The sequence below is a fragment of the Patescibacteria group bacterium genome, from assembly GCA_041675205.1.
GTDB lineage: Bacteria > Patescibacteriota > Patescibacteriia > GWA2-46-9 > GWA2-46-9 > JBAYUF01.
Map to the genome: position 1 here is coordinate 36431 of JBAYUF010000006.1, position 14277 is coordinate 50707.

Annotated in this window: 16 protein-coding genes; 7 read left to right on the forward strand and 9 right to left on the reverse strand. The window is 50.8% G+C overall.

Translation table 11 applies throughout. The annotated features are described in order from the left end of the window. The first annotated feature begins 58 nt into the window (after window positions 1-58). Window positions 59-1102, forward strand: coding sequence for a hypothetical protein (locus WC052_04490; protein MFA7286887.1), 1044 nt, complete (start codon window positions 59-61; stop codon window positions 1100-1102). 8 nt (window positions 1103-1110) lie between these two features. Here WC052_04490 and WC052_04495 read toward each other — a convergent pair whose 3' ends face one another. Then, window positions 1111-2271 (reverse strand): hypothetical protein, encoded by a 1161-nt coding sequence (locus WC052_04495; GenBank protein MFA7286888.1) that lies wholly within the window; start codon window positions 2269-2271, stop codon window positions 1111-1113. A gap of 367 nt (window positions 2272-2638) precedes the next feature. On the opposite strand from WC052_04495, the gene WC052_04500 reads away from it, so the two are divergent. From WC052_04500 to WC052_04520, 5 genes are all read left to right on the forward strand, one after another. Then, window positions 2639-3721: a hypothetical protein gene (locus WC052_04500; GenBank protein MFA7286889.1), complete on the forward strand. Its 1083-nt coding sequence runs from the start codon at window positions 2639-2641 to the stop codon at window positions 3719-3721. A 418-nt stretch (window positions 3722-4139) separates the two neighbouring features. Further along, window positions 4140-4736 (forward strand): hypothetical protein, encoded by a 597-nt coding sequence (locus WC052_04505; GenBank protein ID MFA7286890.1) that lies wholly within the window; start codon window positions 4140-4142, stop codon window positions 4734-4736. Between the two features lie 149 nt (window positions 4737-4885). Next, a complete protein-coding gene (locus tag WC052_04510) occupies window positions 4886-5608 on the forward strand; it encodes a hypothetical protein (GenBank protein ID MFA7286891.1) in 723 nt (240 codons plus the stop codon). Between the two features lie 965 nt (window positions 5609-6573). After that, complete coding sequence (locus WC052_04515; protein MFA7286892.1) at window positions 6574-7629, forward strand: hypothetical protein; 1056 nt, start codon at window positions 6574-6576, stop codon at window positions 7627-7629. 152 nt (window positions 7630-7781) lie between these two features. Further along, window positions 7782-8876, forward strand: coding sequence for a hypothetical protein (locus WC052_04520; protein ID MFA7286893.1), 1095 nt, complete (start codon window positions 7782-7784; stop codon window positions 8874-8876). Between the two features lie 19 nt (window positions 8877-8895). On the opposite strand, the gene WC052_04525 is transcribed toward WC052_04520, so the two are convergent. From WC052_04525 to WC052_04555, 7 genes are all read right to left on the reverse strand, one after another. Further along, window positions 8896-10113, reverse strand: coding sequence for a hypothetical protein (locus WC052_04525; protein MFA7286894.1), 1218 nt, complete (start codon window positions 10111-10113; stop codon window positions 8896-8898). A gap of 65 nt (window positions 10114-10178) precedes the next feature. Further along, complete coding sequence (locus WC052_04530) at window positions 10179-10520, reverse strand: DUF5654 family protein (GenBank protein ID MFA7286895.1); 342 nt, start codon at window positions 10518-10520, stop codon at window positions 10179-10181. 92 nt (window positions 10521-10612) lie between these two features. Beyond that, window positions 10613-11260 (reverse strand): hypothetical protein, encoded by a 648-nt coding sequence (locus tag WC052_04535; protein ID MFA7286896.1) that lies wholly within the window; start codon window positions 11258-11260, stop codon window positions 10613-10615. 71 nt (window positions 11261-11331) lie between these two features. Then, window positions 11332-11856, reverse strand: a complete 525-nt coding sequence (locus WC052_04540; GenBank protein MFA7286897.1) for a hypothetical protein — start codon at window positions 11854-11856, stop codon at window positions 11332-11334. Window positions 11857-12006: 150 nt separating this feature from the next. Further along, a complete protein-coding gene (locus WC052_04545; GenBank protein ID MFA7286898.1) occupies window positions 12007-12399 on the reverse strand; it encodes a hypothetical protein in 393 nt (130 codons plus the stop codon). 130 nt (window positions 12400-12529) lie between these two features. Further along, on the reverse strand, window positions 12530-13102 hold the full coding sequence (locus WC052_04550) for a hypothetical protein (protein ID MFA7286899.1): 573 nt from the start codon (window positions 13100-13102) through the stop codon (window positions 12530-12532). 88 nt (window positions 13103-13190) lie between these two features. After that, window positions 13191-13484 (reverse strand): hypothetical protein, encoded by a 294-nt coding sequence (locus tag WC052_04555; GenBank protein ID MFA7286900.1) that lies wholly within the window; start codon window positions 13482-13484, stop codon window positions 13191-13193. 158 nt (window positions 13485-13642) lie between these two features. Here WC052_04555 and WC052_04560 point away from each other — a divergent pair, with 158 nt between their 5' ends. After that, a complete protein-coding gene (locus WC052_04560; protein ID MFA7286901.1) occupies window positions 13643-13843 on the forward strand; it encodes a hypothetical protein in 201 nt (66 codons plus the stop codon). Window positions 13844-13906: 63 nt separating this feature from the next. On the opposite strand, the gene WC052_04565 is transcribed toward WC052_04560, so the two are convergent. After that, a partial coding sequence (locus WC052_04565; GenBank protein ID MFA7286902.1) for a hypothetical protein occupies window positions 13907-14277 on the reverse strand: 371 nt, incomplete at its 5' end.

Below are 14277 nucleotides of genomic sequence, written 5' to 3' on the forward strand. Positions count from 1 at the left end.
TGAAGCACGCTAACCTAACATATCAATTACGTAGCCGAGGTCTTCGAGCCTCTTAACAATGGCGGATTTCTGGATCAACTCGCCGGTGCAACATTGGGCATTGGGGCGAAAGCCTGTCTTGTCGGCAGCGGCCGTGAAACAAATGTTTAATGCCATCCCAGCCAGCACGTGGACAGAAGTTCGGATCAATACTCTCATCGGTTACATTGCCAGAGATCCATGCACTGAGATGCAAGACAAGAATTTCCGACTGATAATGTTACACATACCCGTCATTCTGCGAACAGAAAAACTGTGGCTGAATGCTATTGCCCAGAATGTTCGCTGGATCGATTTGGTCCCCAACATGCTACTTGTCGAAGAATTTCTCGTCAAAGTGATGCGATTGACAAAAGGTTGTGGTTTGGATCACATACCTGATAGTCTGAAATCATATGGGGTATGCTGTGCAGCAATCAAACATGCTATATTTCCGAGCACCGCCTTCAGTCGCTATAATCCTTTGAGAGCGGTACCTCAATTGCATCAGACCACTGAACTGTTATTGCTGGCTATGGATGCTCCCAACTGGTCGTACCGGCATTTCGACGTGATCGAAAATCAAACAACGGAAATGTGTGTGGCCATTGTAACAAAGAACCCAAAGGCAATATCGTATCTTCGAGAACAATCCAGAGAAGCTTGTCTGGTTGCACTATCTACACCATACGGCTCACATCGAATATATGATATTCGCGAACAAACAGATGAATTGTGTTTAGCGGCGTTGACCGCCGCAGCACTACATCGCACTGGAATAGATGAAGTACTTGTCAACATACGCAATCACACGCCTGACATTTGTTACGCGGCATACACGTTGGACAACACTGTCTTTGACCGAATACGAGGTAAACGAAATCAACAGTATGTCGCCCGATGTGCGTATGCTGAGCTCATCGTGCTGCCCTTGCGAGATGTAAACTTGTCAACCAATTTGTTGGTCGCCGTGTGTGAACTGCTGACGCCCGCCCTGTTTCTGAATGTGAAGCCGTGGGCGCCTCCGTTGTCTCCTTTACAGATATGGGTCATCGTGACCCATTCCAGACTGTTCGCCGGATGACGGGCGCGTTAGTACCCACGGCGCCTTGATTTTCTGTCAGAGCGGGATTTCATCATCTCATCGCGATTGATTTGCATCAGTTCGTGATCCACCGGCGATTCCAGGTCGGTTTCATACTTGTTCTGATGAGAATCAGCAACCATCTCGGCCGTGGGGAAGACGAGACAGGTCAGGCGGTGTCGAGGATAGAACTGGAAGTACTCGTCGATCGTGAATAGCGACCAGCTGCGCACTGCTTCGTGGGCGGCGACGACGTCGTGTACGAGGTTGGCCAGCGCGAGCCGCACGTTCTTCGCCGCGTGGACCGACTTGTAGCCGGTGTACGATAGCGAGACGACCATCGCGCCGTGGCGGGAGATGACGACGTCGCCGGCGAACCGCATGTTGGCCGACAGCCGGATGGAGCTCGCCAGATCGATAGACGACGGAAATGTCGTGCTGCGAGGGTGATTCGGGTGCGTGTGAAATAGATAAAGGGCGGGTCGGTTCTCGTACTTGGCGACGATCTTCTCGGGGATGCCCGCGTTGTAGTTCTCGTTGGGGCCCTCGTCGTCGCCCTCGCCGATGCCCGTCGGCGAGGCCTCGAACGCCGCGATGCGCAACGTCCGGCCGTCGGGGTCGAGGTTGATGACGCCGATGTACTCGCGGTCGTGGTCCAGGTACGGTCTGATCTCGGCGAGCACCGCCGTCCAGTCCTGCTTCGGGCTCGTCATCACGTCGGCGCGCAGGCGCGAGTACTCGGCGAAGGCGCCCAGGTCCTTGTACATCTCGGCCCAGGTCGCGTACTGCGTCCAGGGCTTCTTCGGCGCCGGGGGCCCTCGCGCCCCGCCGGTAGCTACAGCGTCATGTGTGGCTACATCGTCATGTGTGGCCGCGCCCTCGTAGCGCGTGCGATCGAGCGGGTGGCGCGGCGCCTCTTCGGGGTCAAGCTCCCGCGTGCGGCGCTCGAGGGCCGTCTCGAAGGGCAGGGGGGCCGGGTGCCCCTCAAGTTGCGACGCGCCCCCGAGCGCCGACGCGCCCTCAAGTTGCGACGCCGTGTTGCCGAGCGCCGAGCCGTCCCCGCGCGCAAGAGCCAGAGCGGCGACGGTCGCGGGCCGCCACGCCACAACGAGCGCCGCCAGCAGAAGAAGGATAATGACCAGCAACAGAACGTACGCCGACGCCGCCATCCCCGTCTTTTCTATATCGGCGGGAACACTCACCGCCGAGCGGGGCAAAATACGATCAGAGGGCCGCCGTCAAGGATCGTAGCCGGCCTCGAGTTTTCAAACAACATATCGCATATATACCCCATTAATCCTAATTCATTGAAAATTGACATTTCGCGGGACGATTACCATGGTGGCCAGTGAGCGAACCCCGCGCCAACTTCTCTTTGACGGCAGTGTCGGAGCCCGATCTCTTCAATCATGAGTTGCCGTTGCTATTCGCCTTTATGCACCCGTGATTAATCCCTGGCTGGCAGTCCTTGCTAGCTAAATAACGCGCCACAATGTTTAATCGATTTTAAATCAAGAATACGATATATAATATCATATGACAAATTTGAATGGCCATCAACCAAGAATAATGACGCATCGAGACTATGATCCCAGCTCAATTGAGCCAGAACGTTTGGCAACATTGCCATACAATGAATGGGATGTAAATCTTGCCGAACTGGCCATGTCACATGACGTTGTGCTGTTCAAATATATCCCAGACAGATTCAAGACTATTAAGTTGTGCTGTCAAGCAATTGCCGGTTTGCCATGTCTGTTGAAGTTTGTTCCCGATAATATTAGGAATGGCAGGGAACTGTGGATCAGAGTGATCAGAAGTCACGCAGAGAACGTTTTCGACCTGATTCCTATGCAGTTGCGAACGGCAGCATTATGTATGGAGGCATTGAAGGCTGACGGGACCAGTAGTCTTAATAATGTGTACAGCTACGCATGGGCGATTCGCCTACTCAATTATTTACCTGATGAAGAGATTACAGACGAGCTTCGCATGCGACTACTGAGACTTAACGGGTTTCATATCAGATACTTGAGATCACAGACAGAAAAAACGTGTTTAGCCGCGATTAGCGAACGAGTTGGTGAATTCATATATGTTCGGAATAAAACACCCGCTATATGTGAACTAGCGTTGACAAAAGATGGCATGTTTATACAATACGTCACAGAACAAACAGATCATTTGTGTAAACTGGCCATCGATCAAAATCCTCTGTGTTTGAAATTCTTGACACACCAAGCATGCGAATATTGTGTAATGGCCTTTACGAAAGCGAAGCAACGTTACGCGAACGACCACAACAGTGCGATAACTTTCTACTTAGAGGACAAGATGGATGGAATACGGATACAGACCAGGGAAATTTGTCTCGATGTTTACAATGTCAACCGCCTAGTATTTCAGGGTATTCGCGCTGTCGAACACCAACGGTTTGTCGCCCGTGCGACATTCGCCGCCATGGCGCTGACCCTGAAGTCTGTTCGGCTGTCGACGAACTTGCTCGTCGAGATTCTTGACCCATTGTCGCCGGTACTGTTTCCGCGGCTCAACTCGATCAGCAATCCGCTGTCGCCGACGCAAATGTGGTCGATTGTCGCCATGATCAATCTCTTGTGATATGCCTCTTGTGATATGCCTCTTGTGATATGCCTCTTGTGATATGCCTCTAGTGATATGCCTCTTGTGATAGGCCTCTTGTGATAAGTCTCATTTTTGGGATTTTGTAATTATGGTTATTTTACGGCGATTTTAACACTCAACTCTTAAATGAGGCCGTTTTACCATGAATTTACAGTTCTTAAAATGAAGAGAAAAGTAATGACTGAATAGAATGTCGACTAGATTGTCTGTCCTGTGCGAAAACATCTGTAAAGGATTTGCAGATGTGCGTGATCTGGAATCAGCTCCCGAAAACGAGTGGACGAATGAATTGGCAGCGCGAATGTGCGATAGCATTTCGTATAGCGTTCGCTACATGCCCAAATTCGTATTATCCCCGGAGATATGTAGAACGGCTGTTTACAGAGATTCTAAAATGTTTGAATTCATTCCAAATGAATTCAGAACATATGGAATTTACAAACATGCTCTTAGAACACTAAAATCAAATATTAAACATGTGCCGGTCGAGATGTTGACCGCAGAATTCTGTGAAGATATATTTGGAAGAGACTTAGCGTTCTCGACGAGCCTAGAATTTGCATCTCGTATGCCCCAGACAGAATTGATGAAACTGATGCCTATCTTGATAAACAAGTACAGAAAAGATATTCTATGTACTCTGACTGTACAACCCAAAGAAATATGCCTGTTATCCTATCAGTTAGCACGATGGTCATACCCGAGCATTCGTTCTGATAAACGTCGCCGATTTGTTGTTCGAGTTGCCATGTCGGATATTGTCGTGGCGATGCGGGCTGCTGGCCTGTCGACTAATCTGCTGGTCGAGATGTTCGAACAAATGGGTACTGCTCTGTACCCCACGCCGAACCGCAGCGGCTGCCCGCTGTCCCCGGTGCAGATTTGGTCGATTGTCGCCGCGGCCAATCATTACGATACCGAGGTCTTCGAGCCTCATAATCACGATACCGAGGTCTTCGAGCCTCATAATCACGATACCGAGGTCTTCTAGCCTCATAATCATTACGATACCGAGGTCTTCGAGCCTCATAACCACGCATGACCTACTACTTGTTAGTTCGCGGCCAGATGGGTCGTTTTGTTATTTTCAGACCATGCGTGTCGCATGATCAAAATTGAACTAACCGATTATGTTTTAAAATGTCGATCAGCCTGGCTGATCTTTGCGATCAGATCTGTAATGGAGTTAGATCCGTCGATAGTTTATCTGTCTCATCGTTCGATGCGAATGAGTGGACATCAGAGCTGGCCACGCGATTGATAGCCAACTGTGCGGAAAGTATTGTGCATGTTCCAGAACGTTTGATGACAATGGACATGTGGCGAATAGCCGTTAGCACAAAACCACGATTGCTGCAATATACTCCAGACAAATTCAAGTCCCATGAAGTTTGTATTAGCGCGCTAAGGGTACTCGCCGGCTGCATACGATGGGTGCCGCCCGAAATGTTAACGGCAAGTTTCTGTATTAATGCGCTCGCGGGATACTCTGTAATACTCGCACCGGTCATGCAGTATATTCCCGAGACGGAATTGAAAGTCCTGCTACCTTTCTTGACGCAAAAATGTACGCACATTCTTTCTGAATTGCGTAAACAGCCTAAAGAAATATGTCTAGAACTCTATCAGCGTTCAAAATGGGAGTATCGACATATTCGTTCTGATAAACATCGTCGATTTGTTGTTCGCGTGGCTATGACGGATCTAGTTGTAACGATACGGGCTGCCGGCCTATCAACTAATCTGCTGGTTGAGATGTTCGAACAAATGGGTTCTGCTCTGTATCCCACGCTGAACCTCGGCGGCTGCCCGTTGACCCCGATGCAAATTTGGTCGATTGTAGCCGCGGCCAATCATACATAATTTTAATACTGATCGTATTTTGGTTATTTACGACGATTTTGATACTCTTAAAATGAATAAAACATATTTGAGAGATGAATGACGACCAGCCTATTGGATCTGTGTGAGCAAATATGCTATGGGCGGGAACATATTCCCAAATTAGCGAATGTGCCAAAAAATGAGTGGACGGAGTTGATAGCCGAGATATTGATTGACAGATACCCGGTATGTGTTCATTACATACCCAATCACGTATTAACTGAGTGGATGTGTAAGATGACTGTGCTTCGTTCACCTGGATTATTTCAAAACATTCCTATTAAATTCAAAACACATGAGATTTGCAAACTCGCAATCAAATTACAGAGCGACAACATTTACTGGGTGCCGGACGAAATGTTGACTGTAGAATTCTGTGTGGAACTGATTAAGGACAGTTTCCCCAATATGTACGAATATACTATACAATCGATTATTGAAAAGATTCCTGCAGCCAGATTGAATGTTCTTGCGCCCCTCCTGATACGGAAGTGCCACATCAATATTCTGTGGGACTTGAAAATACAGACTAGAGATCTGTGTTTGATATGCTATCGACAATCACGACGGTCGTATCATATCATTGAGTCCAGTCAGCATCGTCGATTCGTTGTTCGCGCGGTCATAACAGATATTGTCGGGGCTTTACGACCCACCGGCCTGTCGACTAATCTGCTGGTTGAGATTCTGGAGCAGATGAGTAACAATCTTTATCCCTCGATGGGCGAGTGCAAAGGTCCGTTGTCCCCGACGCAGCTTTGGTCGATTGTCGCATTGGTCAAGCACATGTGAAGTTATGCATTTTTTAGGCGTAACGATTACGAATGGTCTCGATGACAGACCTCAGCATCATAAAGATTACGGTACACATTTGAACCATAACTATATAGCTATATTCTTATAAGCTTACGGAGTTTGAGAATTCGTTGCTACGTTATCTAACGATGATTAAATGGATTGACGAATTTGTGGAAGAGAGTTTCTCTGGAACCAGTCTAGACATATATTGTGAAACCAATAATCCGTGGATTAGTACAGATTGTTTGGCGGGTGTGCCAGATGCAGAATGGAATGTGGATAATGTGAATAGAGCACTAACGATAAATTACAATGTGTTACGGTATGTACCAGAACGATTGAAAACACAAATAATGTGTCAACGGGCATTTGATGCAAAATTTGATTTGATAACACACGTGCCGAAAAAATACATCACCAAAAGCATGTGCATATCGATTCTCAAGAATGGAAGTCTGTCACTATTCACACACATACCCCTTTGGTTAAAAACCGCCGACATATGGTTCGAGTCTCGAACAGTATTTGTCCATATGTTGCAAGGATTACCGTATTCGATATTCACTGATGAGTTCTGTATTCGACTGGCTAGACATCATGGAGACCATCGCCTTTTACAGTATTTACCTCGACAACCACCAACTGCATGTGAGAAAATCATTGAACGACACCCAAACGCATTGGAATATGTTTGGGACAAAACACCGGAATTGTGTTTGATGGCCGTTATCATGGCTCCGGAAACCATACGATTTCTCTCGAAGAAACAACAAACAGATGAATTATGTCAGTTGGCAATTGACAGAGCTCCACACAATTTACGTTTCGTGAAAAACCAAACGCGAAAATTATGTGCGTCGGCCGTCAAAAAATCCGCGCTCTCGACGGTACAGGACAAATCGGACAGCACCGCGGTAATGCATATGATAAGGGTTCAGACGCGAGAGACGTGCCTGGCCTGTTATGAAGTCAACAGAAATGTATTTCAGGGTATTCGAAATGACTCCCATCGTCGATTCGTTGCGCGACATGTCTCTGTTGATTTCGTGTTGGCGCTGCGCGAGGCCGGACTGTCGACGCACTTGCTGGTCAATGTGCTCGAACAGATGGAGTCTGATCTGTACCCCACGCTGAACTATAACAGCAATTCATTGTCTCCGACGCAGCTTTGGTCGATTGTCGCCTTGGCCAATCATGCATAACATCAATTGCACCTATTTTCTAGAAATCAAATACTTGATGCGGCGCGCAAACTATATGTGCTGTACCAATGATCGGCCATTTCTTTCTGGTAACATACTACACATGACATCCCCCCCAATTTGAATATGCGGTTTTGGAGCCAATATCAACAATGTCGAGTGAACCCAATCAACAAAACGAAGAAGTTGCCCAATCATTGCTGGACATCTACTGCGCTAACAATAATCCGGCGGTGAGAGTTGATTGTTTGAGGCCCGTACCGGACAGTGAATGGAATGAGAATAACGCCAGAGATGCTATGATTATCAATGTTGAAGTATTTCAATTCGTACCAGATCGATTAAAAACACAAGAAATGTGTCAATTGGCAGTTAATGCCAGTGGATATCTAATAAATTATGTACCAGAGCAATACTTCACTAATGATATGTGTATAAAAATTATTAAATACGGTCGTATACCAGAATACATGAGATTCCCGCGGCATTTGAGAACAGGAGCGATATGGCTCGAATCTCGAACGGCAAACGTGGAAGCATTAGCATGTCTACCACTTTCTGAGTTTACTGACGATTTCTGCATTCAAGTAGCGAAACAGTATTATCATGCAGGTCATGCTCTAAAATATTTACAGCGACAACCTATTGAAGCATGTGCGATAATTCTTGGTAGACATCCCGACATGTTGATGTTTCTCCGAGACAAAACACCGGAATTGTGTCTGATATCTATAACGATATTGCCGAGAGCTTTACAATATCTTTCAAAGGAACAACAGACAGATAAATTATGTAAAGTTGCGATTAACAAAGACCCCTACAGTTTGCGATATGTGATTGATCAATCACTGGAATTATGTGAATTAGCATTCTATAAACTAAAGCTTTCTCCGCCATATGGTGGATATCCGACATTTCTTAATTTCGTAAAACGTATGGTGGATTTCATCGATTTAATGTCATCGATAACGTTGCAAACACGAGAAATATGTTTGGTAGGTTATCAAACATTCAGAGTCGTGTTTCAGGGTATTCGAAATGACTCCCATCGTCGATTCGTTGCGCGACATGTCTCTGTTGATCTCGTGTTGGCGCTGCGCGAGGCTGAACTGTCGACGCACTTGCTTGTCAATGTGCTCGAACAGATGGAGTCTGATTTGTACCCCTCGCTAAATTTCAGCGGCTGTCCATTGTCTTCGACGCAGCTTTGGTCGATTGTCGCCTTGGCCAATCATGCGAGTGACTAAAATAAATCGCTCGTATGGCTCACTTTTTCTTGTCGGCCTTCTTTAACTTTGTCGATTTTTCGGCTTCTTTGTCGATCAATTCCTGAAGTTCTTTAGAACGATTCCAACTGTGGTGCAACATTGCGTTGTCGACCCTAGACTCCTGATTCGACGCGTAAGTGTACCGCCAGTAGTCCGATGTGTACTGGGGTGTTGGATACACCAACAACTGCATCTGATATTTCGGATAGATTGCCTCATACTCTGCCATATTCCATGGCGCCCAGCTTCTCACGGACATAAGAGCCGCGCAGAAATCATGTGAGAAATGCTCGACGGCTAAATGAAAGTTTTTGGCTTCTCGTTGCTTGAGAATTAGCGGATTTGACATGCGTGCCACCATCGCGCCATATTTTGATATGACAACGTAGCCGGCAAATCTCGAGAGGGCTTCGAGATGAATTGCACCGCTAATGTCGGGAGGCGAGGGATATGGATGACCGCCATTTGGGTGCGTATGAAACACGTAAAGGGCGGGTTTATCATAGTATTTTGTCACGAGATGAATGGGAACTTCGGCACCGTAGATACCCTTATGGCTCTCGTCGGCAAATTCGCCCATGATAGTTGGAGATGCATCCATTGCTACAATTTCCAATGTTTTTCCATCTTTGCCTAAATCAATGTGGCCAATATATTCTCGGTTTTCATCCAGATGAGGGGTAAGCTTTGCGAGCACTCCGGACCAGTCTTGGTTGGGGTTGTCTCTCGTGGCCGCCCATTCCAAGGTATATTCGTTCCACGCGCCGGCATCTTCTCCAAAGCTGTCCCAGGTGTCGTGGTCTCGCCATGGCTTTTTCGCTTTTGGGGGCGAGGGGGCGCCGCCTGTCGTCATGGGCGGCGGTGCGGCTATCTCGCCAGCTTCGTCCAGGTATTGCAACATTGCGGCGTCCAGCGGTGTTAGCTTGTGGGGCTGGTGCGGGACCACCTGACGATCGTTCCCGCCCAGTTTAGGCGGCGTCTTCTCTGGGTCGATCTCTCTGGAGAGCTCCTCGATTGCGATCTCCACGGGCTGGGCCGGCGACAGGGCGAACGGCTGCGTTTCACGCCCCTCGTCCGCTGCCGTGGTTTTCCGCGCATGCATGGCGGCGAGACCCCCCAGTATCAGGGGGGCCTTGCTTCGGCTTTGGGCGATAATCAACGCCAGCAACACCAGCACGACCATCAGTACGAGCACCGTTATCGTTTTGGTGTTCATGGCCTACTATAATGAGCCGCCAGACAAAAACACCCGAGCGACGTCAAGAGCCCGGTGGCACCGCGTCAAGAGCCCGGAGGCTCCCACAGCTTGACGACGGGCATGTGCGTCGGCGCGTTCGAGGCCGTGATAGCCGCCTTCGATATGAATCCTGAGCCACTCGCGCGGCGCTGTTTCATGCGCAGACCGGCGTAGTGCGCCAGCTTTCGCGCGTGGTTGATCGCCCCCACGACGACGATGACGAGGATTGTTATCGCGACGGCGTAGGCGATGGTCGCCTTGAGAGCCGAGTTTTTGTCCGTGGCGGGAAAGTAATGCAGGATCATTTTGCTGACCGCGTCGTTCCAGGCCAGGGCGACGGTGAAGCCCAGGGCGCTGGTGGCCAGCGTCATGTAGCTGATCGTCATCGTGTCGTTCTATAACGCGCGGACGTAAAATATGGCGAGCATTGACTCGCGATCGTAAAAATACTGGGTGGGCAGTCCTTGCTGACGAGGCACTAAATTTGCATGATTTTGTCCTTGTCGGTTTGGGGCTCGGGGCAGTACGCGGCGAGGAGTGTCTCGCGGCAGTTGGCGATCCCCATGTGCTCGGCGAACGGGGGCGCGGCGTTGACCACCGCGTAACTCACGGCGTACATGCTGATCTTTCCGGGGCCCAATGTAATCGGGGCCATTTTGATGAATTTCAACTGAACGACGAATTGCTGATCGAGAGAGCCGATTTGGCACCATTTTTCATCCGGGAGAGTTGAATAGGACGGAATAGCAGTCTCAATCAAAATCTTTTCACTGGGTGTGAGATCTTTCGCTGAACGACCGACAGCGTTCGTAATTTCCGGCAACTGCTTGCTGACGTCCAGCGTCGGGGTTTCGATCGCGTCGAATGGATGCGTGCCCGGTGCGTAGCTGGCGTTGCCCATCTCGCATGTAATAACCAGTGTGCCCCGAGTCGGGGCGCGACGCGGCATTTCGTAACCACGCCGAAACGACAGCCGGCCCCCTTCGACGGTTTTCGGAGTCGCACCTGCAACTGGGATGGCCAAGATGATGGGCATCTCGTTGTCTTGCGCGACGAGGGTGATTCCGAATGCGCAGGCTTCGTAGTCCGGTTCCCATTTGACCACAGAATGATGATTCGATGACATTGACTATGTTATGTTATCAGTTCTCGCCTAACCCGCTTCAATTATTGCAGACGACTTAGCGAGTGACCGTCTTAGTGTGTGGGGACGATAAATCGCATTATTCCCACGCCCGTCAGCCTCATCGGCGCCGCGGGGGCGTCGCGGGGCACCGTGTTCGTTGTGACCGTCGCCGCGCCGCCGGCCAGCGAGGGGCCGCCTAGCGAGGGGCCGCCCAGCGAGGGGCCGCCTAGCGAGGGGCCGCCTAGCGAGGGGCCGCCCAGCGTGGGGCCGCCTAGCGTGGGGACGAAGGGGAGGCCTTTCGCCAGCGCCGCGACGAGGCCCGCCCCGATCGACGCCGGGGTTGGCGATGACGCTGCGACCTCGAACCCGACAAGGATGGCCGACGTCCCCGCGACCCGCTCGGTGGGCAGCGCCCCCGCGAAGCCGAAGGTGAGGTACGGCCCGTCCTCGTCGACGGACGCCGGCACGTAGGTGATCTCCGTGAGCGTCGTCGCCTCGTAGTACCGCGGGCGCGTGATAGCGTACCAGGCGACCAGGACAATGATCAGGGCCACAATGATTATCGCGACCAGCTGCCCCTTTTCGGATCGTTTCATTGACGTGCGAGTTATTATAGAACCCGGCGAAATACAAACCACCATACATCAAGGTCTTCCAAAAATGCAGTATGAATAGAACCACACGTCAGATATGTTGCTGGGGAATCAAAGAGGTAAAATAAATGGTTTGCTGTGCCTGCTGAGAGTTCATTTCTTCATCGGACGAATGATGCGCAAGTGGTCTCCTTTGTCGAACGCGTAGACGCCTGTGCCGACGTAGGCACCCGGCTCGGTCGCGATGCCGATGGTGTGGCCGCCGATCGCCGGCGGGATAACGCCGACCACGAGCGAGCTCAACTCGCCGAGAGACTTGGTGTAGACTTTGATGCGCGCGCCAGCCCATGCTGATTCGGAGAATTCTTTGATCTTTGTCGATCCGGCCACTGCGGCGGCCAGTCGAACGGAGCCGTCGGTCTGCACCGAGAGGCCGAGGACGTCGAGCTTGACGACGTAGTACTTGCAGTAGGCCCATGAGGCGACGAGGACGATGATCAGCAAGATCAGGGCCCCGTAGATCAGACGGCGGTGCTCGGTTGTCATTGCGCGCTTAGGCAGTCCTTGCTATACTCGCCCACCACAAAAATGTTAATTAGCAGCGTCCGCGAACCATTTGTATGGCGCCTGTCGACTAGTTTGCCAATGCCGAACTGGGTTTAAAACGGTCCGTGCGTCAAAATTCGGTGGGCTCCAGAACTCGATAATGGTTGTTTTCGTTGTGCAGCATGAGCGGGTCGGAGCCCAAGGTGTCGACTGCGGCGTGCAGGACCGCCTTACCCGCCGCGACGTTAAGCACTATAACACTGCGTTTTTTGATACTAACATACGCACAAATGGTTTCAGTGTCGGCCATTTGTCCAAGAATCGCGAAATCTGCATTGATATCCAGATCGTGCGCGTATCTCGTAGCCAGCGGTGCGATTTCGTCTTTGAGCCGCAGCGCGGCAGCAGGCGACTCCGTAGCACAGAGATAGAAACACATGTTGTAATCAATGCCATCAATGGCGGCACCCTTGTCGACTGCAAGGTACGAACAGCCCCTAATCTGAATTGCTCCCATGTCGTTGTAGCCCCAGGGGATCTCCGTTATCTCGATCCCGCCGAGAAAGGCCATATCGAGGTTAGAGCCTAGCAAAGGTTTTGGCAATGGGGTTTGAAGACTTGTCATGGGTTTGATACCATAAGCGCGTTCACAATCTGGGCTGGCCGCCAAGTTGGCCAACATTTTCAAGTATGATTCGGACATGGTTCGATTGGTTGAGTCAGCCGACTTCAGTTTTAGATGGGATAAAATAGAGTAATTGGCGTTATTTTGATCGGTCAGTGTCGATGTTCTAACGATTTTTGGGGCCGGGGAACGATGCGTTTACCATTTGTTCGGCTTTTCGATTCTCCTGAGCCATGGTTTCCATCAACTCCACAAAACGCCCCTGGTAACCCTGCGCGGCTTGAACGAGCTGCTCCATTTCATTTTCACAGTCCAGCCGTGTTTGTTCGGCGCTTGCCGGGAGGTCCCCGATCCGGTCCTCGACGAGATCCGCGATCTGTTTCGTTGCCTCGGCCACCTCGGACCGAATGTCTCCCGTAGTTGCCGCGCGAGAGGCTGCGCCACCGATCAGTTCAGCCATCCTATGCGGGCACGAGGTCGCTTATTCAACTCGGCTCCCCCCAGGGCGGCCCGTCGCGCCTCGGCGGAAATATTCAGAACGATCGCGACCACGACCAGTAGGACTATAATGATGAAGGCGAGGCGTGATGTCATCGCTGCATATAGTTAGGCGAACGTATGACCTGCGATCTTTGTCTGGCCTCCCTGGTGGCGCTCGTCCTCATTCTGGTCGTCGTTCTGTGGGCCACTTACCGTAAGGGCGGACACGGCCGCGAGCATGGTCACAGCCGCGAGACTTATCTCATCTATCCCTACCTCGACCTGGACACCCCCGGCGAGCGTGGCTCCTATTACGCCATGAGCGAACCTAGCCCGTGAGACCGCGAGCCCGTACATGAACTATGTCCGCCACTGATAGGCACGCAGTCTCGAGAGATGATGTCATACAGTGTAATGGCCGCGATTTTGGTCGTGTTGGTTCTCCTCATCGCGTGGGCCGTGTGGCGCCACGAAGCCAACGAAGGCTTCCACCGCGGTCGCCGTCACTGCCGCGGTGGCCAATGTTCGGGCCCCCACAACATCGGCCTTTACGACTACCCCTACAAGTACCCCAGCTACGAGGGACGCTCGGCCATCCGCTGGGACGGCGACCGGCGCTGCGTGGCGTACTGTGGCCAGTCGCCGTGCACGATCTGGTGTCGATGATGAGACCCGCTCGATGATGAGACCCGCTCGATGATGAGACCCGCTCGATGATGAGACCCGCTCGATGATGAGACCCGCTCGATGATGAGACCCGCTCGATGATGAGA

Excerpts from the sequence above, each read along its gene's own strand:
- WC052_04550 (MFA7286899.1), bottom strand. The coding sequence starts at position 13,102 with ATGTCCGAATCATACTTGAAAATGTTGGCCAACTTGGCGGCCAGCCCA.
- WC052_04515 (MFA7286892.1), top strand. The coding sequence starts at position 6,574 with ATGATTAAATGGATTGACGAATTTGTGGAAGAGAGTTTCTCTGGAACC.
- WC052_04535 (MFA7286896.1), bottom strand. The coding sequence starts at position 11,260 with ATGTCATCGAATCATCATTCTGTGGTCAAATGGGAACCGGACTACGAA.
- WC052_04545 (MFA7286898.1), bottom strand. The coding sequence starts at position 12,399 with ATGACAACCGAGCACCGCCGTCTGATCTACGGGGCCCTGATCTTGCTG.
- WC052_04520 (MFA7286893.1), top strand. The coding sequence starts at position 7,782 with ATGTCGAGTGAACCCAATCAACAAAACGAAGAAGTTGCCCAATCATTG.
- WC052_04510 (MFA7286891.1), top strand. The coding sequence starts at position 4,886 with ATGTCGATCAGCCTGGCTGATCTTTGCGATCAGATCTGTAATGGAGTT.
- WC052_04560 (MFA7286901.1), top strand. The coding sequence starts at position 13,643 with ATGACCTGCGATCTTTGTCTGGCCTCCCTGGTGGCGCTCGTCCTCATT.
- WC052_04490 (MFA7286887.1), top strand. The coding sequence starts at position 59 with ATGGCGGATTTCTGGATCAACTCGCCGGTGCAACATTGGGCATTGGGG.
- WC052_04530 (MFA7286895.1), bottom strand. The coding sequence starts at position 10,520 with ATGACGATCAGCTACATGACGCTGGCCACCAGCGCCCTGGGCTTCACC.
- WC052_04525 (MFA7286894.1), bottom strand. The coding sequence starts at position 10,113 with ATGAACACCAAAACGATAACGGTGCTCGTACTGATGGTCGTGCTGGTG.
- WC052_04555 (MFA7286900.1), bottom strand. The coding sequence starts at position 13,484 with ATGGCTGAACTGATCGGTGGCGCAGCCTCTCGCGCGGCAACTACGGGA.
- WC052_04495 (MFA7286888.1), bottom strand. The coding sequence starts at position 2,271 with ATGGCGGCGTCGGCGTACGTTCTGTTGCTGGTCATTATCCTTCTTCTG.
- WC052_04505 (MFA7286890.1), top strand. The coding sequence starts at position 4,140 with ATGTTTGAATTCATTCCAAATGAATTCAGAACATATGGAATTTACAAA.
- WC052_04540 (MFA7286897.1), bottom strand. The coding sequence starts at position 11,856 with ATGAAACGATCCGAAAAGGGGCAGCTGGTCGCGATAATCATTGTGGCC.
- WC052_04500 (MFA7286889.1), top strand. The coding sequence starts at position 2,639 with ATGACAAATTTGAATGGCCATCAACCAAGAATAATGACGCATCGAGAC.